This window comes from Vibrio sp. Y176 (assembly GCF_033438945.1).
On sequence record NZ_JAWOQS010000004.1, the window covers coordinates 455,651 to 476,381 of the forward strand.

The 20,731-nt window shown below is 45.3% G+C and carries 22 protein-coding genes; 6 read left to right on the forward strand and 16 right to left on the reverse strand.

Annotated features, from left to right (window positions below; all coding sequences use genetic code 11):
- Positions 1-6: 6 nt before the first annotated feature.
- The 4 genes from R7O13_RS13310 to R7O13_RS13325 are packed head-to-tail and all read right to left on the reverse strand — an operon-like array spanning position 7 to position 2,248.
- Entirely contained in the window at positions 7-1,077 is a 1,071-nt protein-coding gene (locus tag R7O13_RS13310; protein ID WP_005379202.1) for an AI-2E family transporter, read from the reverse strand.
- Between the two features lie 45 nt (positions 1,078-1,122).
- Positions 1,123-1,449 carry a hypothetical protein gene (locus R7O13_RS13315; RefSeq protein ID WP_005379200.1) on the reverse strand — a complete coding sequence of 109 codons (327 nt, stop codon included), beginning with the start codon at positions 1,447-1,449 and terminating at the stop codon, positions 1,123-1,125.
- Positions 1,439-1,951 (reverse strand): phage holin family protein, encoded by a 513-nt coding sequence (locus tag R7O13_RS13320; RefSeq protein ID WP_318304017.1) that lies wholly within the window; start codon positions 1,949-1,951, stop codon positions 1,439-1,441. Before R7O13_RS13320 ends, R7O13_RS13315 begins: the two co-directional genes overlap by 11 nt.
- A 48-nt stretch (positions 1,952-1,999) precedes the next feature.
- On the reverse strand, positions 2,000-2,248 hold the full coding sequence (locus R7O13_RS13325; RefSeq protein ID WP_005379196.1) for a hypothetical protein: 249 nt from the start codon (positions 2,246-2,248) through the stop codon (positions 2,000-2,002).
- A 361-nt stretch (positions 2,249-2,609) separates the two neighbouring features.
- Here R7O13_RS13325 and R7O13_RS13330 point away from each other — a divergent pair, with 361 nt between their 5' ends.
- The gene (locus tag R7O13_RS13330; RefSeq protein ID WP_213893893.1) at positions 2,610-3,047 is read left to right on the forward strand and encodes a DUF2383 domain-containing protein; all 438 of its coding nucleotides are present in this window, start codon (positions 2,610-2,612) and stop codon (positions 3,045-3,047) included.
- Between the two features lie 148 nt (positions 3,048-3,195).
- Positions 3,196-3,594, forward strand: coding sequence for a hypothetical protein (locus R7O13_RS13335; RefSeq protein WP_005379193.1), 399 nt, complete (start codon positions 3,196-3,198; stop codon positions 3,592-3,594).
- 201 nt (positions 3,595-3,795) lie between these two features.
- Here R7O13_RS13335 and R7O13_RS13340 read toward each other — a convergent pair whose 3' ends face one another.
- From R7O13_RS13340 to R7O13_RS13360, 5 genes are all read right to left on the reverse strand, one after another.
- Entirely contained in the window at positions 3,796-5,460 is a 1,665-nt protein-coding gene (locus R7O13_RS13340) for a diacylglycerol kinase family protein (RefSeq protein WP_053303419.1), read from the reverse strand.
- 144 nt (positions 5,461-5,604) lie between these two features.
- Positions 5,605-6,036 (reverse strand): hemerythrin domain-containing protein, encoded by a 432-nt coding sequence (locus R7O13_RS13345; protein ID WP_005379185.1) that lies wholly within the window; start codon positions 6,034-6,036, stop codon positions 5,605-5,607.
- Positions 6,037-6,140: 104 nt separating this feature from the next.
- Complete coding sequence (locus tag R7O13_RS13350) at positions 6,141-6,338, reverse strand: hypothetical protein (protein WP_005379178.1); 198 nt, start codon at positions 6,336-6,338, stop codon at positions 6,141-6,143.
- A gap of 8 nt (positions 6,339-6,346) precedes the next feature.
- Positions 6,347-6,523: a DUF1328 family protein gene (locus R7O13_RS13355; protein ID WP_005379177.1), complete on the reverse strand. Its 177-nt coding sequence runs from the start codon at positions 6,521-6,523 to the stop codon at positions 6,347-6,349.
- Between the two features lie 45 nt (positions 6,524-6,568).
- On the reverse strand, positions 6,569-7,120 hold the full coding sequence (locus tag R7O13_RS13360) for a BON domain-containing protein (protein ID WP_005379174.1): 552 nt from the start codon (positions 7,118-7,120) through the stop codon (positions 6,569-6,571).
- A 436-nt stretch (positions 7,121-7,556) separates the two neighbouring features.
- Between R7O13_RS13360 and R7O13_RS13365 the strand changes: the two genes are divergently transcribed.
- Positions 7,557-8,900 (forward strand): sigma-54 interaction domain-containing protein, encoded by a 1,344-nt coding sequence (locus tag R7O13_RS13365; RefSeq protein ID WP_005382945.1) that lies wholly within the window; start codon positions 7,557-7,559, stop codon positions 8,898-8,900.
- 93 nt (positions 8,901-8,993) lie between these two features.
- Here R7O13_RS13365 and R7O13_RS13370 read toward each other — a convergent pair whose 3' ends face one another.
- The 3 genes from R7O13_RS13370 to ftnA form a co-directional block, all read right to left on the reverse strand.
- Positions 8,994-10,187, reverse strand: coding sequence for an NAD(P)/FAD-dependent oxidoreductase (locus R7O13_RS13370; protein WP_005382944.1), 1,194 nt, complete (start codon positions 10,185-10,187; stop codon positions 8,994-8,996).
- A gap of 180 nt (positions 10,188-10,367) precedes the next feature.
- The gene (gene uspB / locus R7O13_RS13375; protein ID WP_005379169.1) at positions 10,368-10,691 is read right to left on the reverse strand and encodes a universal stress protein UspB; all 324 of its coding nucleotides are present in this window, start codon (positions 10,689-10,691) and stop codon (positions 10,368-10,370) included.
- Between the two features lie 91 nt (positions 10,692-10,782).
- Positions 10,783-11,310 (reverse strand): non-heme ferritin, encoded by a 528-nt coding sequence (gene ftnA, locus R7O13_RS13380; RefSeq protein WP_005379167.1) that lies wholly within the window; start codon positions 11,308-11,310, stop codon positions 10,783-10,785.
- A gap of 282 nt (positions 11,311-11,592) precedes the next feature.
- Between ftnA and uspA the strand changes: the two genes are divergently transcribed.
- A complete protein-coding gene (gene uspA / locus R7O13_RS13385; RefSeq protein WP_005379165.1) occupies positions 11,593-12,018 on the forward strand; it encodes a universal stress protein UspA in 426 nt (141 codons plus the stop codon).
- A 64-nt stretch (positions 12,019-12,082) separates the two neighbouring features.
- Positions 12,083-12,961 carry a carboxylate/amino acid/amine transporter gene (locus R7O13_RS13390; protein WP_151514515.1) on the forward strand — a complete coding sequence of 293 codons (879 nt, stop codon included), beginning with the start codon at positions 12,083-12,085 and terminating at the stop codon, positions 12,959-12,961.
- Positions 12,962-13,029: 68 nt separating this feature from the next.
- Here R7O13_RS13390 and R7O13_RS13395 read toward each other — a convergent pair whose 3' ends face one another.
- The 3 genes from R7O13_RS13395 to R7O13_RS13405 all read right to left on the reverse strand — a co-directional run bounded on the left by R7O13_RS13395 (position 13,030) and on the right by R7O13_RS13405 (position 17,783).
- Complete coding sequence (locus R7O13_RS13395; RefSeq protein ID WP_053349764.1) at positions 13,030-13,602, reverse strand: hypothetical protein; 573 nt, start codon at positions 13,600-13,602, stop codon at positions 13,030-13,032.
- Positions 13,603-13,788: 186 nt separating this feature from the next.
- Positions 13,789-14,568, reverse strand: a complete 780-nt coding sequence (locus tag R7O13_RS13400; RefSeq protein WP_318304020.1) for a class I SAM-dependent methyltransferase — start codon at positions 14,566-14,568, stop codon at positions 13,789-13,791.
- 89 nt (positions 14,569-14,657) lie between these two features.
- A complete protein-coding gene (locus R7O13_RS13405; RefSeq protein ID WP_318304021.1) occupies positions 14,658-17,783 on the reverse strand; it encodes an EAL domain-containing protein in 3,126 nt (1,041 codons plus the stop codon).
- A 113-nt stretch (positions 17,784-17,896) separates the two neighbouring features.
- Here R7O13_RS13405 and asnC point away from each other — a divergent pair, with 113 nt between their 5' ends.
- Positions 17,897-18,361: a transcriptional regulator AsnC gene (gene asnC, locus R7O13_RS13410; protein WP_005389595.1), complete on the forward strand. Its 465-nt coding sequence runs from the start codon at positions 17,897-17,899 to the stop codon at positions 18,359-18,361.
- A 66-nt stretch (positions 18,362-18,427) separates the two neighbouring features.
- Here the strand turns inward: asnC and prlC are convergent, their stop codons facing one another.
- Entirely contained in the window at positions 18,428-20,470 is a 2,043-nt protein-coding gene (gene prlC, locus R7O13_RS13415; protein ID WP_017635033.1) for an oligopeptidase A, read from the reverse strand.
- Positions 20,471-20,731 lie beyond the last annotated feature (261 nt).

Sequence of the window (20,731 nt, forward strand, 5' to 3'; positions counted from 1 at the left end):
CTCAAGTCACTCTCGCGGTGCCACGTCCGCGGAGGTGATTTGCTTTGCTTGATTTTGGGTTGATTGGCACAACTCTAGGCGATCAACCAAAATATTGATACAAACCAGTAACGGCACACCGATCAATAGTCCCATTCCGCCCCAAAGCCAACCCCAAAAAACAAGCCAAACAAAAATCACTAATGGGTTTAAATTAAACCTTTTCCCCAATAGTGTTGGTGTAACAAACTGACTTTCAATCAAATTGAGCAGTAAATAGATAGACACAACCGTCAGCATAAAACTGACCGACTCCAACTGAAGATAAGCAACAAAGCCAAAGCTCACCATGGATATGACAGGGCCGAGGTACGGCGCAAAATTCATCACGCCTGCAAATGCGCCCCATAGAAATGGATCTTCAAGGCCTAGAACAAAAAACACGGCCCCGACACTCAACCCCAGCCCAGCATTCACTAAAGTGATGGTGCCAATGTATCGAGATAGATCTTTCTGTAGCGCTTTGACCAACTCAATCGCTTGGCGCTGTTTGGCGAACCCATGTAAGTAAGACACTGACTTTCGAAATAAGCTTCGTCCATGATTGAGCATAAAGTAAACCATAAACAGCACGATCATCGCTTGTGTCAAAATCGTCGGCGTAGTGGTCGCGAGCGTTTTTACCAAAGAAAATACGGTGTTGTTCCCGACCTCATCCATACTCATATCATTGGCGATATTCAATGGAGTATTAAGGTGATCAGCCGAAGCTTTAGTAACTTCGCTTACTTCTTGCGACACATTTTTCACGATACTGGGCAGCTCAGACCACCATTGCTTGGCGGGCTCCGACATGGCGGCGAGACCAATAATTGAGGCGCCAACGAGGAATGACAGCGTCAACACGACGGTAATAGCACGTGGTAAACCTTTGTCTTCAAGATAATTAATGAAAGGGCTGCACAGCAGAGAAATAAAGGTGCTAAGCACAATAGGTAACAATATTGGCTTGGCAAAATACAGCCCTGGGACGAGTAACAGGACGAGAAGCGTTGCACCAATCGCAGTGTTGGCAGGAATGTTCAATTTCGCTGTCATAATAAGCTCAGAATCGGTAAGAAAATTTTGCGGTGAAATCCGCTATTAGAGTGGTTCGCCCTCTGTCGTCGCAGCGTTGCTTACTTGTGTTGCTGCATTTCCATTTTGCTCCGCATCTGACTCATCCAGAGAAGCTGCCGCGACCGGCTTTGTGAGCGAATCGGTAATATCAGACACGCTGCTAACCAATAGCCCCATTGACGAAATAGAAGAAGTCAGTCGAGACAATCGACCTGCTTTTGCTGCGGTAACGGCAACGACAGCACTAATGCCTAATGTCGTCCAAGGGTTTTCTCTCACAAACTTCTTGGTGGTAAACGTGAACATTTCCATCGACAAACAACATTGCTCTAGAGATGCTTTACCTTCCATCCGCTTGATCCGCATGGCTCGATTGAGCTTTTGTAGCGAGCGCATCCCACCCCTCCTGTAATTGTTCTGTCGTATTTTTGAATCCAAGAAATCCAACTAAACGCTTCTGCCACCAGGCTAAAGCAAATAATGCCAAGCCTAATGATGTGATAAATACACCCACGGCAACATATACGTTGGCAGTTAACTGATAAGCCACCACCCCAGAGGCAAGGCACAAACTGAATACGAACAATACCGACAATAGGGTAAAAACAACGGTACACAGCAAAATCTGACGCACTGCGGACACGTTAACTTTCATCTCCAAGAGGAACAAATCCAACGTTGAACCTGACCATGCTTCTAGCGATTTCGTCAGTTGGTCCAATTGCGCAAGAATGCTGCTCAAACCATTAATGGTTTGTTGGATATCCTGTTCTTCTGCCCCATCAGGGGCTCGGCCGCTGTCTGAAGCCGCCGAGCCTGATTGCTGATTGGTAACTTGCCCTGAGTTATTCATGTGAAGCCTCGCCTTTCTGTTGTGTGGCTTAATCCTTGGTGACCACTATTATTTGATCAGCTTCGAAACCGCCCAACCAGCAAGGAAGGCACAACCTATGCTCAGCAATGGGCGCTCCTTGATTACATTTTCTGCCGACTTAGTCGCCTGCTGAACTTGCTGCGCACCTACATCCAGCTTCTCTTTGGCTTGGTCTTTCATCGCGCCAACGGCTTCCGTCGTGGCTTGCTCCGCTAAGTGATATGCTTCTTCTAACTGCTCTTGAGGTTTTACTGTGCTTTCTTTTGTAGTAGCCATAACTAGCCTCCATTAATGAGTTGAATAGTGAATCAAGTGAAACAATGTTTGACCTCACTTACTCCCTACAAAGCCATATCCATGCCAGAATTTTAAGTTATTGTTTTTTATTGATTTTATTTTTATTTCGATAAAAAGCCGTATCTGTACGTGTAATTCTTTCCAGGCTTTCCCCGCCATTCTTGTAATTTTTTCTTAGCGCCTTACCGACTGTTAGCAAGTTATTGCAAAACAAGATATTAAGTCACTGATTAATAAGACTTAAAGTTCATTGGCATACAACCTGCAACTGAAGACGAAACATCGTGTTTGTATTCCATACGCTCAAACACCCCTATCACCAGTAAATAAGGAGTGGCATATGAAAAATGAAAACATCGCCTCAATCATTGAGCTTATCGAAAGCGGAAATGAAATTTACAACAAGGCCATCGAGAACATCGACAACACTTCTTTGAATAATGTGTTGGTAGAACTGCTCAGAGTACGTGAGCGTGCAGTCATTGAGCTCACTCCCTACTCTCTAGCAAGTAACAATGAAGAATCTGCCGACGACACTCCGGTTTCCTACACCATCAAGGCACGTGAGGTCTACAGCGACGTGATGAAGGAAGTGTCCTCTGACAAAGAGTCTATGTATTTAGAACAGCTTGAAGGTGTCGAAAGCAAGGTACTCAAAGAGATTGAGAATTTGATTACTTCCCACCCAGAGCAGGCGGATAACTCGGTTCTGCTGAAAGTTCGTAGCGATATAAAAATCTGCAAAGAAAAACTCAGCAGCATCAGCCTTATTAGCTAAAACTTGGTGGTCGCCTTTGCAATAAAGCTCGGTATTGATCAACGAAATGGCCAACTTGCTTTGGCCATTTCTGACAAGCCCACAGGCGCATTAACATAACCATCACGAGAAATGTCCCACGACAATAGTCATAAATAAAGAGGTCACTATGACATTGGATAACAATCGAGTAAGGGAGCTACTCGTAAAAATGACACACCATCGCCAAACGTGTTTGCCTCTCGTTAACCCGCAATCACATATGACACTCGCAAGAGCGGCATATCGATTCGTGAAAATAGAAAAAGTGATGATCAAAAAGATGGCGAAGCTGTTTTTCGACCAAGATGGTGAACAATTCATTGCAGAAAATGCCACCGAATACGGCGTTGCCGAGCTAGGTAATTACAAAGAAATGCATTTTATGAATAAATTACTGTTAGATGATTTAAAAGCCCTGCTTAGAGCCATTGACGACACCAACTTAACCGCACTTGTTTCTTATTGGTTAGCTGCTTTACAAGTTGAAAACGATGAAATTGAAAAGCACTTGCCTCAGGGTGAGTAATTATACTCGCCCTTCTTTCTTCACTTTGTTTAACCCTCATCCCCAATCAACCTAGTAAAAGGGGCAGATAGAAAAAAGCCGCTGCATCTACGCAGCGACCTTAATAGCCTTTTTACGACGCACACCAAATCATCAAACAACACAGAAAAAGCGCCATGTAGAATACGAAGCAAATGGCGCGTTATCCGCGGATTATCTGTGTTAAAGCGAAGCTGATTTACGTCTCTGGCTTGGAACAAATACGTTCAATGACTTTGGACGCAGCTTGATTGCTAGTTGCTCATCAGAATACAGTTCACCATCAATCACATACTCAATCGGTTTATTCGCAGAAATAGTGACGCTCTGAGCCGTCGCGTATTGAAAATGTGTCGATTCTTCCTGTGCACCTACGCTCGTTAATGTCAGATCCGACAAGGCGATAAGACGTCCGCCTAAAGACTCGGTGTTATCTAAATATGTGATATGCAGCTTGCCATCATCAGGCTGCGGCGCATCACCACCTTGGGCAAGCAACGTACTAAATGGAGCGATATTCGCAACGACAAAACTATGGACTTCAAGCGTTTGTGTATTATTGTCGTGGTTTCCATCTTCAGTTGGAGCGTCTAACGAAACGGTTAAAGCTTGCGTTTCTTCCGCCACTACAGCATTAAAAAAGCCAGTGAGGTAAGCGAGTTGTCCAAAAACATTTTTCTCTTCTCGCTGAGCGTGCTCGATCATCTTCTGTTCTAGCCCAATACCTAAGACCAATAAAATAAGCCGCTGATTGCAGTCCGCAGTATCAATACGTTGGCAGTGTCCGCCAAGCAACGCTTCACACGCTTTTTCGACCGGTGAGAATTTGGCGCCAACGCCATAGAGCACATGACATAACGCATTGGCAGTTCCGAGCGGAACAATACCGAGTTTTAGGTCGGTATCCACCAATTGGCTCGCCACCTCTGTTACTGTGCCATCGCCACCAGCTACGATGATTTGCTTAGCTCCACTTTCTTTTGCCTGTTGTGTTAGCTGCTCGGCGCTGAGGTTTGTGGTGGTTTGATGAATACTCAAGCGATATTTTTTGGTTAGCTCACGAATCAAGTGCTGTTCGTTTTCCTCCCATTTGCCGCCACCTGAAACAGGGTTAACCACCATCCAAGTGGATTGATCCAGCCCCAGTACGCCTTTTTCACTGATCGCTCGTAACGTCCTAATCTGTAATTTATTTAATCTCGCGGTACTACGTACGTCATTGATTTTTTTCATCACAGATTCAACCGTCAGTGACGGGTCTTTGCTCAGTAAATACGCCGCCACAACAAACACTGAACGACCACGCCCTAACGCACAATGCACAACCACAGCCCGCGAGCACGAGATTTGAGTATCAATCCAGTTAATCGCATGGCGAAGGCGCTCTAGCGTTGGGGCTTTGTGGTCGAGTACCGGAATCGAAAGGTAATGAAACTGCTTGTCGGTCATCGCACTTTCAAGGCCTGCAAATTCTGCGGTGACATCGACAATACAAGAGATCTCATTGGATTCGAGAAAATCTAAGTCACTCTGAAACAAACGGCGAGATAGGTATAAATTGTCGCTGACTTTTTGGATTGGAGGCACAGTATCACGCCGTCTTTCCCAGGCGTTATACGCTCTAGCCCCCAATAAAAATGGAATGAATGCCCAGCGAATCCACCTGACAATCTTGCCATCTTGGTTTTTTCTAAAAATAGAGGGAATGTCGAATACGTAGGCTACGCTGACCAACGCTAAAGAAAGAGATATCCACAAGAACAGCAGACTAACGATAATTTGAGGCGTATAGATAGCGGCCAATAAACTGATCAGAGCGCCAAGAATATAATATTTGATGATAAACATTCGCTCTCCTTGCCTTCAACGAGTGAACTTTTTAGTGGAAGTTAGAATACGCGGGGGATTGAGTTTGGATACATGAACTTGAGTAAACGCCTTGATTGAGTGCCTTCCCGTGCCGAAATGGCACGAAAAGGTCCAACACTCTACCTAGCTTGCCATCTCTTCAACATAACCATCCGCTAGTTTCATTTTCTGCTTATCGGTCATTACCTTACCGGCTAACTGGAAGAAACGCTGCTCTTCTTCCTCAAGATGGTGCAACACTTTGTGACGCAAGGTTTTCATTAGGTTGAGCCACGCTGGCGAGCTCATATCGGTTGCATCAAGCTGTGCAATCACTTTATCAATTTCATGATGCTCTGCGATGCCATGGCGAGTGAGATCAATGGTCTTATCGCTATCTATTAAAGGCGCGTAGAAAAATCGCTCTTCTGCCGCTGCGTGCTGTTCGAGTTCCTCTTTAAGGTTGTGGTAAAACTCTTCACGAGCGGGGGAATCTCCAGACGTTTCCATCAGAGCATCGAGTAAAAGGCGCTGCTTTTCATGACTCTCTTTCAGTACATCAAATATGTTTTTCATCTTTGACTCCTTATCTGATTGTAAACAATTGGGACAAAAGGAAGGGCGGTTATTGACCGCCCCTCTCTTACATAGCTATGCGTAAAAAACCTAACCTGATTCGGCTAACAGTCTTGGTCTTCAGCGTTTAGATTTTCTTTAATGTTTTCACATTCATCTTCAATCGCATTTTGGGTTTCTTCGGCGGCTTCATCTATCTTTTTGCCGGCCTGTTCCATTGGCCCTTCTTCACTACAAGCTGCCAACGCAAACACCAAACCGAATACTGCGGCGATACGGTAAATAAATGACGTAAGTCGCATGGAATCTCCTATCTATTTACGTTTTTTCTTCCCAGCAGAACAATCACTATTGATACAATTAATGACAATAGGAATAGGTAAAATATCACTTGCGCGATAGAGGCAGCAGCTCCTGCAATACCGGTAAAGCCTAATAGTGCAGAAATTAGTGCCAGTGCCAGAAAAATAAACATCCAACGAACCATAGTGTTACCTCCTAATAAAAGTGGGTTAAATCACTCGGCTCGCTATTATTGAACCACTTCTAGCTTATCAATCACCTTATTTACGTCATTGGTGTTATTTGCAATTGAAATTGCAAGATCATGCTCCGCATCTGAATTAACTTTACCTGCCAACGTTACCGTTTTGCGTTCTGTCGTTACATCAATATCCGTACCACTCACATTGGTATCCATTAGTAGGCGCGTTTTAACTATAGTCGTGATTTTAGAATCGGTCAGTGTAGCTAAAGCTTCTGAATCAGTTTCTTTCTTGCCTTCATTCACTACTGACAATTCGTTGTTTACTTTTTTCACACCATCAAGACCAGTAACAAGCTCTTCGGCAAGAGATTTTTCAAGATCATTGTTTACCGAACCAGAAAGGGTAACGACCTGATTCTCAACATCGGTATTGATATCAAAAGAGTTGAGATTGCTGTTTAGCAGTAGTGTGGTTTCAGCTTTACCATCTAGCCAAGCGTCCATGGATTCTTTTTCCCATTTATCACTCGCTAAGACTGCTGTAGATGAAGTAGCAAGAACTGACGTAAGTACAATTTTAGCTGCGATGTTATTCATGGTAATTCTCCTTTATTGACGTTGCACTTCCCTAGGAGCAAACCATGTGCCAACTTTATAACTCATTGTTTTTAAGTGACTAATAAAGGAAAGAGGTAAAAATTAGATGAGCAATAAAGTATAAGCATGAATTATTTACACGTAAAAAATGTAATTTTTAATCGGTGATAAAGCCTCCGTCACTTGTGCCGAAATAACCTGATAAAACAGAAAGGCTATTTATCCAGAATCAATTAATAGCAAAATTATTATTTTAAAAATAAAAATCTGAACAAAAGGAAATATCTACTGATGGCTCTCACCGATATATATCAAAAAGGGGCTAACAACATAAAAATACCGAACAAATCCTTAAATCTATGCTGACAATATTTTGTCTTGTGAAGTGAGAATAATCCACGTACATTGTTTCTGTCATAGTAAAGAGGACATTTCTATGTCGATGCCAAGCCTGTTTCTAAGAATACAAGATCCATCACTTAAAAATGCCATCGCTTCTTGCCAGGAACTGAACAAATTTCGTCTGCATGACATCGATGCCGCAGACCAATGGATTGAAGATTTCCTACAACTCAAACCGGAAGTTGCGATTGTTGAAGTCGCCCACTTTACTAGTGCAGATTATCAACGTCTTTCTAATATCGAAGACATCTACGATATGGACTTGATCATCATTAGCTCTGGCGCTCCAAACGAGAACTTGGATAAGCTGATGAACTTGGGTGCTATTTTTCACTACAGAAAGCCCGTTGATATTGCCATTCTGACGGACACCCTGAGTGAAGTCAGCCAGTACTATCAACACAAACAAGATCAAGGGCGTAAAGTGTCCACCAGCGATCTTGACCAATTTGGTCTTTTGGTCGGCTCTTCCTCTCCGATGCATCAGCTCTATCGTATGATCAGGCGCGTTGCTAAAACAGAAGCCAACGTCCTTATTGTCGGTGAAAGTGGATCAGGCAAAGAACTGGTGGCGCAGACCATCCACTTAGCGAGTGAGCGTAAACAGCAGCCCTTTATAGCGATTAACTGTGGTGCCATTAGCCCTGAATTGGTTGATAGTGAACTGTTTGGCCATGAGAAAGGCGCTTTTACCGGAGCAAATAAAACTCACCAAGGTGTATTTAAGCAGGCAGAGGGCGGCACCCTATTTTTAGATGAAATCACCGAGATGCCTATCGAGCATCAAGTGAAGCTATTGCGGGTGCTAGAAACCGGAGAGTATCGCCCAGTTGGCAGTAATACAGTTCATATCGCTAATACTCGCATCATTGCTGCTACAAACCGTGATCCTAAAATCGCCATTGAGGAGCAGTTCCTGCGTGAAGATCTGTTTTTCCGCTTATCGCATTTCCCATTAACGATACCGCCACTGCGAGAACGAGGCGGTGATATCGTCGGTCTGGCCAAGCACTTTATTGCGCACCGCAACGCCAATGAGGCAAAAACCAAAACGATTCTTGACTCTGCGATCCAAAAAATCGCTGCACACGACTGGCCAGGTAATGTCCGTGAGCTCAAACACACGATCGAGCGTGCATTTATTTTGGCTGATGACACCATCCGAGATGAACACCTGATCTTCGACACACCACCATTGGAAACAGGCACCAGCATCGAAGACCTTGTTCCGGCGGGCGTTTCGCTAGAAGAGCTAGAAAAAGCCGCCATTCTCAATACCCTTGAAGAGAATCAAGGCAATAAAACGGAATCAGCGCAGGAGTTAGGCATTAGCGTGAAAACGCTCTATAACAAACTCGAAAAGTATCAAGACGAGTAACTCGCTATGGGAATACAAAAAGAGTACTGAATAAAACTCAGTGCTCTTTTTGTATCTTATCTTTTATGCAGTTAGGCTGCGTTTGGTGTTTGATTAAACCCACTGCCCCGCAACAAAACCGCTCGACCAGCACCACTGAAAATTGTAGCCCCCTAGCCAACCAGTCACATCCATCACCTCACCAATAAAATAAAGCCCTTTAATGTCTTTGCATTCCATGGTTTTCGAGGATAAGTGATCAGTATCGACACCGCCGAGTGTCACTTCCGCAGTTCGGTAGCCTTCAGTGCCATTCGGGGCGATATCCCAATGCTCTAGGCGCTCCACAATCGCCGCAAGCTCCTTTTGATTGAACTGTTTTAACGGTTTATCGACTAGCTCTTTACGTTCAATTAAGACTTCAACCAGACGCTTAGGCAGCACTTTGGCAAGCGTATTCTTGAGTGACTGATTTGGATGCTTCTCACGACTGCGTTCTAATAACTCAGCAACATCATCGTTTGGCACAAGATTGATCAACACCTTTTGTCCGGCCCGCCAGAATGAAGAAATCTGTAACACTGCTGGACCAGATAACCCACGATGTGTGAACAACAGGGCTTCTTTGAACATGGTGCCATCTTCAGCCGTAATTTCCGCAGGTACCGCGATACCAGATAACTCAGCAAAGTCTTCTTTGTCTTCTTTATGCAGAGTAAATGGTACAAGACCTGCCGTGGTTGGGATAACTCGAAGACCAAATTGTTCCGCGACTTTATAACCAAATGGTGTCGCTCCCAGTTTTGGCATCGACAAGCCACCTGTTGCGATAACTAAAGACTCACATTCGACAATCTCAGTACCAGCATGCAAACGAAAGCCTTCATCAATTTTTTCAATCGAATGAACATCGCATTGGTAACGCTGCTCGATGTTCGGCATGTCACACTCAGCTAACAACATCTTCACGATATCTTTGGCCGTAAATGCATCGACACAAAACAACTGGCCGTGATCACGCTCTTCGAACTCAATGCCATGTTTACACACCATCGAGATGAAATCCCAGTTAGTGTATTGGGAGAGCGCCGACTTAACAAAGTGCGGGTTTTGACACAAATAGTGATTAGCTGAAACGTCGTAGTTAGTGAAGTTACAACGACCACCGCCCGAGATAAGGATTTTACGTCCTGGCTTTTTAGCATGATCGAGCACCAAAACACGGCGGCCTCGCTTGCCTGCTTCTGCAGCACACATTAAACCTGCTGCGCCTGCGCCAATTACAACAACATCAAATTTCTTACTCATCGGTAGCTCTTAGACTGATTGGTATCGAATCAAAATAAAAAAGGATGTGCACATTGCACATCCTTGCTTTCTAGGCGCGACATTCTACCGACAAATACCGAAAGGGAAAAGCGCTTAAACTCTAAGCGCTCTGTATGTCCGCAAAATCTCAGACAGAACAACTATCTAGATTATTGACTCTTAGAGAATGAAGGCTGCAAGTAGCGTCACGCCGAGCAACGCGGTCGATAGAACAAACAATTCACGCACTCTTTCACACTTACCAGTAAAAATTTCATCGTGGTGATGATGATATTCTTTACTTTTAATGTAGTGATACAACCTCACCTGCTTGGTGACATTTCCATGAGTGGTAAAAAAACCATTACCATCAACTTGCTGATATAACAGCGGATGCGCTTCACGCATGATATAAATTAGAGAACGAAGAGCGGTGAGATACCGGACCATATTAACTCCAGTTACCACCATTAGCGCAAATAAGATTGTGTCTCCACTGATCATCTTTTCCTCCCTACATCTTCAACAATGCTCAAGAGAAAAAGACGATCAACACTTCGTCTTTACCCGCTACTTACAACGTCCCAAAACGCGTTTACGCAGCTGGAGCATCCATGATTGAAGATGAACCTTCTTTCGCCATTTGTGCTAGATCTTTGTCAATGAAGAACAACGCTTTACCGTCTTCACCTACCAGTTCGATCTTATCTAAAATCCCTTTAAACAACTTCTCTTCTTCGTGCTGTTCTGACACGTACCACTGTAGGAAGTTAAACGTTGAGTAGTCTTGGCTAGTAAATGCAACGTGCGCCAGTTTGTTGATTTTTTCCGTGATCATTTGCTCATGTTCAAATGTCTCGCGGAAAACGTCACCTAGGCTCGCAAAGTCATGCTTTGGCGCATCAATAGCGCCTAAGATTGGCATTGAGCCAGTTTCACTCACGTAAGTGAATAGGCGTTGCATGTGCTCCATTTCTTCTACGGCGTGAGCGCGTAAAAATTCAGCCGCACCTTCAAAACCTTTGTCTTCACACCAAGCACTCATTTGTAAGTATAGATTGGATGAGAAAAATTCTAGGTTAATTTGCTCATTCAATTGTTCGACCATAGTTTGAGACAGCATGTTAACTCCTATTATTGTGCATGCAATATACCCAAGTAACCTCGAAATAAATGACGCTGCGAGAATAGCTTGGTCTGGCAGACACGGCGAAGTTTCACTTCAACTCTAGTCAGTAACACTACGCTTATTTCAGCATATCAAAGTCACTTGGGTATAACGCCACTATAACATGATTACTGAGACAAGACTTTGTACCTACGGCACCGATATGAGATCACTTCAGCAAATTTTTTTTGGGGTTGGTGCTAATCTAAAACTATGACCTTACAAGGAGATAGCAATATGAGTTACAAACACATACTTGTGGCAGTCGACCTTTCAGACGACAGTAAAGTGTTGATTAAGAAAGCCGTATCACTGGCTAAACCTCTGGATGCGAAAGTCTCTTTTATTCACATCGACGTGAACTACGCAGAACTCTACACCGGGCTTATCGATATCAATATGGCAGAAGCGCAACATCAAGCAATGGAAGCATCGCGCACACAATTGGCAAACTTCGCAGAATATGCGCAATACCCAATTGCCCATACTTTAGTCGGTAGTGGCGATTTGAGTAATGAGCTGTGCGATACCATTCAAGACTACAGTATCGATTTGGTGGTTTGTGGTCATCACCAAGATTTCTGGAGCAAGATTCTATCTTCGACTCGACAGCTTATTAACTGCTCACCAGTCGATATGCTGGTCGTACCGCTAAAAGACTGATTGGCGCAACGATAAAACTTGGTTAGACTGCGGGCACATTTGTTGTTGATAAAGATTCTCATCCATGGCTTATCTATCCGCAGTTACCCTACTTTGGGCATTCTCATTTAGCCTGATCGGCGTTTACCTCGCCGGTCAGGTTGATTCTTGGTTCTCGGTGTTCATGCGCGTGGCACTGGCGAGCCTGGTTTTCATTCCCTTTTTGAAATTCCGTGGCGTTAGCAAATCCCTGATCGCGAAACTGATGACCGTCGGTGGCTTCCAGCTCGGTTTGATGTATTGCTTCTACTACCAATCTTTTTTGCTCCTTTCCGTGCCAGAAGTATTGCTGTTCACCGTATTCACACCCATTTACGTCACGCTAATCTATGACTTCTTGAAAGGTCGCTTTTCACCTTGGTACTTAGTTACCGCAGCAATAGCCGTATTTGGTGCCGCCTGGATTAAATTTGCAGGCATTAATGAAGATTTCCTACTGGGCTTTTTGGTCGTACAAGGAGCAAACCTCTGCTTTGCCATCGGTCAGGTGGGCTACAAATATATCATGGAGAGTGAACCCGTCGATTTGCCACAACACACCGTGTTTGGCTACTTCTACTTAGGTGCACTTTGTGTAGCAACCGTGGCTTTCGCGCTCATGGGTAACCTCGAAAAACTACCAACCACTACAACGCAATGGGGCATTCTGACATACCTTGGGTTGATTGCTTCTGGTTTTGGTTACTTTGCTTGGAACAAAGGCGCGACTATGGTGAACGCAGGTGCACTGGCAGTAATGAACAATGCATTGGTTCCGGCGGGCTTGATTGTAAACATTGTGATTTGGAACCGCGATGTTGATGTCATGCGACTCGCCATTGGCGGTGCGATCATCATGCTATCCCTATGGATTAACGAAACCTGGGTGAAAAAGCGCGTAGAGATGAGTTACGCCAATAAGTAACGCAGCTAATCCTATAAACATTTCGACAATAAAAAACGCTCTCCGACTGGAGAGCGTTTTTTGTTTGATTAATGCACTTTGGCTTGTGAGATTGCGTTCATCAAAGCATTAGGTGGCGTTGGCAGCAGCACTTCTAGTTTCGCATTGCGCGCTTCAAGCTTGCGCTGACGCTTAAGTAACTTTTGTTGTTTTTTCGCCACTTTTAGCAACTTCTTTTGCTGCTTATAGTGCTTTTTCAGTGCTTTTTTCGCTTTCTTGAGCGATTTTTTATCCGCTAAATCAAACCATACTGGTGCGTCGGCTCTTACTGGCTCCGGAGATTTTTCGGCTTGTTTTTTCTCTTTCACACGCTCAACAACACGCTTCACAATCGCGGCTTTTTCGTTGCTTTGTTTAGTGGTCACTGGAATCGCTTGTGATGGCAGAGCTTCAACCAATAAGCCACATGCTTGTTGCTCACTCAATGGCTTGTCTTGGCATTTTTGTGGAGGAATTGCGGCTGGCTTACAAAGGGTATCTTTGGCCGATGAAGAGCGTGCGCAAGAACGACAAACGAATTTTGGTGCGACAACTAAACGATGGATATCACCAAGTTCTGCCGCGATCTGTTTGCGACTCATTTTACATAAACGTTTAGCCATTCTACTACTCCAGCTTCCCAGTTATCGACCGCATCACAACAAGTGAAATAATAATAATTCTTAGTTAGATATACAGTCAGGGAAGGGAATTAGCAAGAGAAAACTATCAATAGAGACGAGGAAAGAGAGGCTGAGTCACAGCACGACACACCGTACTGTGACAAGAAAAGTTGAGCCGTCAGGAAGTTATGCCATCGATGCTTTAACATAGACATCGAAGCGATTTTTTTTCGTTTCAATCGCCATGGTCGGTTTTTTCTCGTTCAGCCAGTTAGCATAATCTGGGCGTTTAACTACTACACGCTTTGTGGCTAACGCCATGGCTGGTTCTAGTAAGCCATCGGCGTCCAAATCGGCGCCAACCAACGATTGGAAAACGCGCATTTCTTTTTTCACGAGCGCCGACTTCTTTTTATTTTCTGGGTGCGGATACATCGGGTCAAGATACACCACATCTGGCTGGACAAAGTCTTTATCTTGCGCCAATTGTTCCAGCGCATCATGGCTAGAGGCATGGATTAGCGACATGCGCTCAGATACCCAGGTGCCGATTTCTGGGTCTTGTTTCGCTCGATCCAAGCCATCATCTAACAAAGCCGCTACGACTGGATGACGCTCGACCATCTGCACTTTACAACCTAGCGAGGCGAGCACAAACGCATCACGACCAAGACCTGCCGTGCCGTCTAACACGGTTGGCGTTGCCCCTTTGTTCAACCCCGCCGCTTTCGCAATTGCTTGGCCTTTACCACCACCGAACTTGCGACGATGACCTACCGCACCACCAATCAAATCCACAAAGATTGCACCCAGCTTTGGCTCATCCACTTTACGTAGCTCCAAACGCTCGGTGGTTAGCACCAAAGCAAAATCGCTATAGTCAGTGTGTGAAAGCTGCCAACGCGCAGCGAGTTCATCAAGATGAGATTGTTGAGACGGGTTTTCACAGATCAATTGCAGTTGCAAAAGGAGGCTCCAATAAAAATCGAGGTAACTGGCGCTGAGTGTATACCTAAGTTACCTATTAATGCTAGGTTGAGCTTGCTACGCAGAGGTTATACAGCCGTCAGTTGCTCCACTAGCTCAGAAAGCGGCTTAGGATGGCCAATACCGTAGCCTTGGCCGTAGTCCACACCGAGGTCTATCAAATGCTGCATGACCTGGTCATTTTCGACAAACTCCGCCACCGTCACTTTGCCGAGCTGTTTCGCCAAGTCATTGATTGAACGAACCATCACGCGGTCCATTTCATTTACGTTGATATCTTGCACGAAAAGACCATCAATTTTCACGATATCGACAGGAAGTTTCTTTAAGTAACCAAATGAAGACAATCCAGACCCGAAATCATCCAATGCAATCATGCAACCCAAAGCCTTTAGCTTGGTAAACAGCTCAATGGCTTGATCCAGATTACTCATCGCTGCTGTCTCGGTGATTTCTAAGCAGATTTTTTCACACGGCAGAGTCGAACTTTCCAATCGATCCAATAAGAAGTCAATAAACTCTTGATTCCCCATAGATTGACCTGAAAGGTTTATCGAACAGCGACCAAGCTGTTCAACCACCTCAGGACGCTGTTCAAACCACTCTAGCGTTTGAGTAATAACCTGCTTATCAATCCAATGGGCAATGTTGTAGCGCTCGGAAGCAGGGATAAACAGCGCAGGAGAAACATAATCACCGTACCCATTGCGAATACGCACCAAAATCTCAAAATACATTTGAGTCTCGTGCTTTTGTAAGCTTTTTATCGGTTGAGCAAACAGTTCTAAACGTTGATTCGACAATGCCTCATGCACCAAATTGACGCTCTGCATTTCCATCTGACGACGCTGCAACTCTTCGTTATCTAAGCTGAATAGATTATAGCGGTTACGGCCTTGCTCTTTAGCGGCGTGACAAGCAGAGTCTGCTTGAGCGTGCACCATTTGTGGCGTATCAGCGGTATGAACGATGATACGGATACCAATTGAGCAACTGATGAACAGGCGTGTGTCTTCCCAAATAAAGAGGTGTTCGCTTAGTGTCGAGATGATCAGTTTGGCAATATTGATGGCGCCATATTCGTCACAGTCTTTGAGTAACACCGCAAACTCATCGCCTCCCATTCGAGCCAAGATGGAATTGTACGGCAGAACGCCTTCCAGCATACTTGCGCAGAATTGAATCGCCGCATCACCTGCATCATGCCCAACCGTATCATTGAGGACTTTTAGTTGATCTAAGTCGAGGTACAACATGGCGTGGACTCGACGATGGCTGTCCACTTCGCACAGTGCGGTCTTAAGCTCTAGTTCAAAGTGGTTTCTGTTGTAAGTCCCCGTCAGTAAGTCATAGCGAGCTTGGTATTCCAATTTCTCGGAAAGCAGTTTGGTTTCGGTAATATCTTCGCCCACAATCAGCAGTTGCTCAGATTCACTCAGCGGACGAATATTCTCGCGCACCCAAACACGATGACCATTTGCATGACGATACTCGACTTCACGTCGCCAAACACCATGCACTTGCTGGTTGGGTTGCAATAACACTTGGCGAGGGAACAGCACTTTGTCATCAAAATAGAACTCCCTCAGGCGATGTCCGAGCATGTCCATCGGTTTGTAGCCAAGAAGTAGTTGAGCAAATCGATTCACTTCTTGAATTCGGTTATTACTATCAAGCGTCACCATCATCACGGGCTGCTGCTCGTAATAGTTGCGTAGGGTTGACTCACGTTGGTAGAGCTTGTCCTCCATCAATTTACGACTGGTAATATCGCGCGCTTCAAACAAGTATTGCTTATGATTCCCTACTTGCTGAGAAAAAGGCTTGAGCGAAACTTCTAACACCAATGCGCCGTGTTCTTTACTCCAAATTTCAGCTTCAAACGTCGACACTTGATGGTGAGGCGCGTGGAAATACTCCTCAAGCAACGCTTGTGCTTTTTCACTCCAGTTGGGGTGAAACCAAAGTGGTCGGTCTAAGCGCAGTCCTTGGTGATAAAGTAAGGATTGAAGGTGATCGTTGCCCGATTTAAGCACACCGTTGGCATCCAAAATGCCCATATACTGCATGCTCTGATCGAAAATCGATTCTAGAATAGCCTGGCTTTCTCGCGCAGCGCTCTCACTGCGACGCATCCGCTGTAAATAATAACCCATCAGCAAAATGACCACCGACATCACCACAAACAGACTACCAAACAGGCGAATTTCCTTGGCAAAACGTTCAGAAAGCTTCATTGGCTTATTAAAAAATACCGCAGAAACCTCTTGTTCAGCCCCCAATCCCCAACGCGCTACCGCTTGGTAATCGAGCTTTATTTCAGAATCACTTTTTTTCACGGCAGGCAGAGGCTGATCAGGGTTATCCAAAACGAATTCAAGCATCTCTGCACTCTCAATACCATGCCGATAACCACTTTGAATAACCCCTCCAACTGCGCCATGACCCAAACCAATGTCATGCACCATAAACAGCGGCGCGTTTGAGACTTTGTTGACACCAACCCAGTCACGCTCGCTGCCAACCATACCTTGTTTATCTCGGTAATAGGTCCAGAACAAGACGACTTTATCGGAACTCAGTTTTGCGACTTGTTGTTTTAGATCGATGATACTGTCTGGGACAACTTGTACGATTTTGTCTCGATATTGCGGGAACTTGAGGACAAAATTGTCGATTTGATAACGCAACACCTCACCGGTCACCGAGTGGTCACTGACTATGAGAACTTGTGTGTAGTTCGGATGTAAGCGCTCAATAAGAGCGAGATTCGCTTCCAAATCGACATCTTCCATGACTCCGGTTGCATTCAGAGAACGATGTAAAGAAGGATGGTAGTTATTAATGCCGTTAAATATAACTGGGGTGTCTTTGATGATTGGGGCTAAACGCTGCATGAGTTCAAGCGCATTGTTATCGCTCACTAAAATGGCATCGAATCGCTCTTTGCGTAATTTCGTAAGATATAAGGATTTTAGTTGTGCAAAAAACTGCTCACTCTGGTTACGTTTCGAGTCTAGATAGAGCACACGCATGTCCAGCGCTCGATCGCCCAGCTGTTGCTCGATGCCTCGCTGTATGGAGTCCGTCCAGAAAAAACCCTGATGATAGGAGTGCACGACCAACACCTTCGGATCTGAGGCCGTAGCAAACGCGCTCCAACATAGCGCGGCAATAACCAGAAAACGCTGCACATTATCTCCATAGCTCGGAGTTAACCCGCAGTTACTCCTGCCAAACCTTGTGAATCCTATCCGCTATGAGTATAAAAGGGAGGTAAAACTCTATCCCTAACGGAAATCATAGTATGAATGCGAGCCTGCCGAAACTCGACGACCTTGACCGCGCAATATTAAAAACACTGATGGCTGACGCCAGAACGCCCTACGCAGAAATGGCAAAGCAGTTCGATGTCAGCCCTGCCACTATCCATGTGCGTATCGAGAAGATGAAGTCGGCGGACATCATCGAAGGAACGGAGGTGATCATCAATACCAAAAAGCTTGGCTACGATGTGTGCTGCTTTATTGGTATTAACCTCAATGCAGCTCGTGATTACCACTCCGCGTTAGAAAAACTCAACGCGCTCGACGAAGTCGTTGAAGCTTACTACACCACGGGCGCGTATAACATATTCGTCAAATTGATGTGCAAATCGATTGAAGAGCTGCAATTTGTACTGATCGACAAGCTGCAAGCCATTGATGAGGTTCAGTCCACGGAGACATTGATATCGTTGCAGAACCCGATCAACCGCAACGTAAATCCGTAAAATTTTTTATAAAAACTGTACAAAAAAGGCCAACCGAACGGTTGGCCTTGATGTTTTTTGCTCAATTTACGCCGCAATACCCGAGTGGCGCAACAGTGCATCGATTTGTGGCTCGCGGCCACGGAAGCGCTTGAACAGCTCCATTGGCTCTTCACTGCCCCCCATTTCTAGGATGTTGTTCAGGAAGCTTAGACCCGTCTCTTTGTTGAAGATGCCTTCTTCTTCAAAGCGAGAATACGCGTCTGACGACAGCACTTCAGCCCATAGGTAGCTGTAGTAACCCGCACTGTAGCCACCAGCAAAAATATGGCCGAAGCTGTGTGAGAAACGCGCCCACTCAACCGCAGGAACTACCGCGACTTTCTCTTTCACTTTCGCCAGAGTTTCCAGTACACGCGCACCCACTTCTGGGTCATATTCAGTGTGAAGCGTGAAATCGAACAAGCCGAATTCTAGCTGACGCAAAATACCCATCGCAGATTGGAAGTTTTTCGCTGCGAGCATTTTGTCTAGCATCGCTTTCGGTAGCGGCTCACCTGTCTCATAGTGACCAGAAATGAACGCCAGCGCGTCCTCTTCCCAACACCAGTTTTCTAGGAACTGACTTGGTAGCTCAACCGCATCCCAAGGCACGCCATTAATACCTGAAACAGCACCTGTATCAACTTGCGTCAACATGTGGTGGATTCCATGACCAAATTCATGGAATAACGTCACGACTTCATCGTGCGTGAACAGTGCTGGTTTGTCGCCCACTGGACGGTTGAAGTTACACGTTAGATACGCAACCGGCGTTTGTAGCTCGCCAGATAGCGTAACGCGACGACCACGACAATCATCCATCCACGCGCCGCCACGTTTGTGTTCACGAGCGTAGAGATCTAGGTAGAAGCTGCCACGGAGTGTGCCTTCAGCATCAAAGATATCGAAAAAGCGCACGGACTCATGCCAAGTGTCTACGCCTTCGCGCTCAGTAACGGTCATGCCAAACACGCGGTTTAGCACTTCAAACAGACCGCTCACGACTTTTGACTCTGGGAAGTATGGGCGCAGTTCTTCATCCGAAATTTGGAACAGGTGCTGCTTTTGTTTCTCGCTGTAGTAAGCGATATCCCAAACGTTCAGCTCTTCAACACCAAACTCACTTTTCGCAAACTGACGTAACTCTTCGACTTCACGTTCACCTTGCGGTTTCGCTCGTGTCGCTAGGTCATTCAGGAAGCCCAGCACTTGATCCGGCGTTTCAGCCATCTTTGTTGCTAACGACTTTTCACTGTAAGTATTGAAACCTAGCATACGTGAAATTTCATGGCGCAGTTTTAGCTGCTCAGTAATGATTTCTGAGTTATCCCATTTGCCTGCGTTTGGACCTCGATCAGAAGCGCGCGTCACGTACGCTTCGTACACTTCTTTACGCAACTCTTGGTTATCGCAGTACGTCATGACAGGTAGGTAAGATGGGATATCTAGCGTAATGAGGTAACCATCTAACTCTTTTGCTTCTGCGGCAGCTTTCGCTGCTGCCAGCGCCGATTCTGGCATACCTGCTAGGTCTTTCTCGTCCGTGATGTGCTTGGTCCAACCCATGGTGGCATCCAGCACATTGTTAGAGAATTTAGAGCTCAGCTCAGACATACGTTTGCTGATCTCGCCGTAACGGTGCTGCTCATCGGATGGCAAACCAATGCCTGATAACTCGAAATCACGCAGTGCATCAGTGATGGTTTTCTGCTGGGCACGAGTTAACGTTGCAAATTCTTCGCTCGCTTTGATGGTTTTGTACGCTTCGTACAACCCTTTATGCTGACCAACCCAAGTGCCGTACTCTGACAAAATTGGTAGGCAACTTTCGTAAGCTTCACGTAGCTCTTCGCTGTTCACTACCGAGTTCATGTGACCCACTGGCGACCAGATGCGGCTTAAGCGATCATCCGCTTCTTCAATTGGCGCAATCACACTGTCCCAAGTTGGGTGAGCGTTGTCTTGTAGAACTTCATCGATTTTTGCTCGGCAGTCAGCAATCGCTTGCTCAACGGCAGGCTTGATGTGTTCTGGTTTAATTTGAGAAAACGGAGGTAGGTCCGTAAACGTCAGAAGAGGATTAGACATGAATAATTCCTTTTGTGTTTTGACTCTGTGATTGCCTGTCTATTTTGTGTAGATAGGCCAACTCAATGTACAGACGAGCCAGCAACATGGATTGGGGGAGCTCCGTTCCCTTTCTCTATGCCGCGATGACCATCATATAGTCAACCAGCGCTACTCTGTCCTTGAGTCTTGTTATACCTAAATGAAATTGCACACCCTTTTGAGTGCGAGAAACTCACCTAGTTCAATTCGATTACCAATAGTAAGTGTGGGTGACTTAAA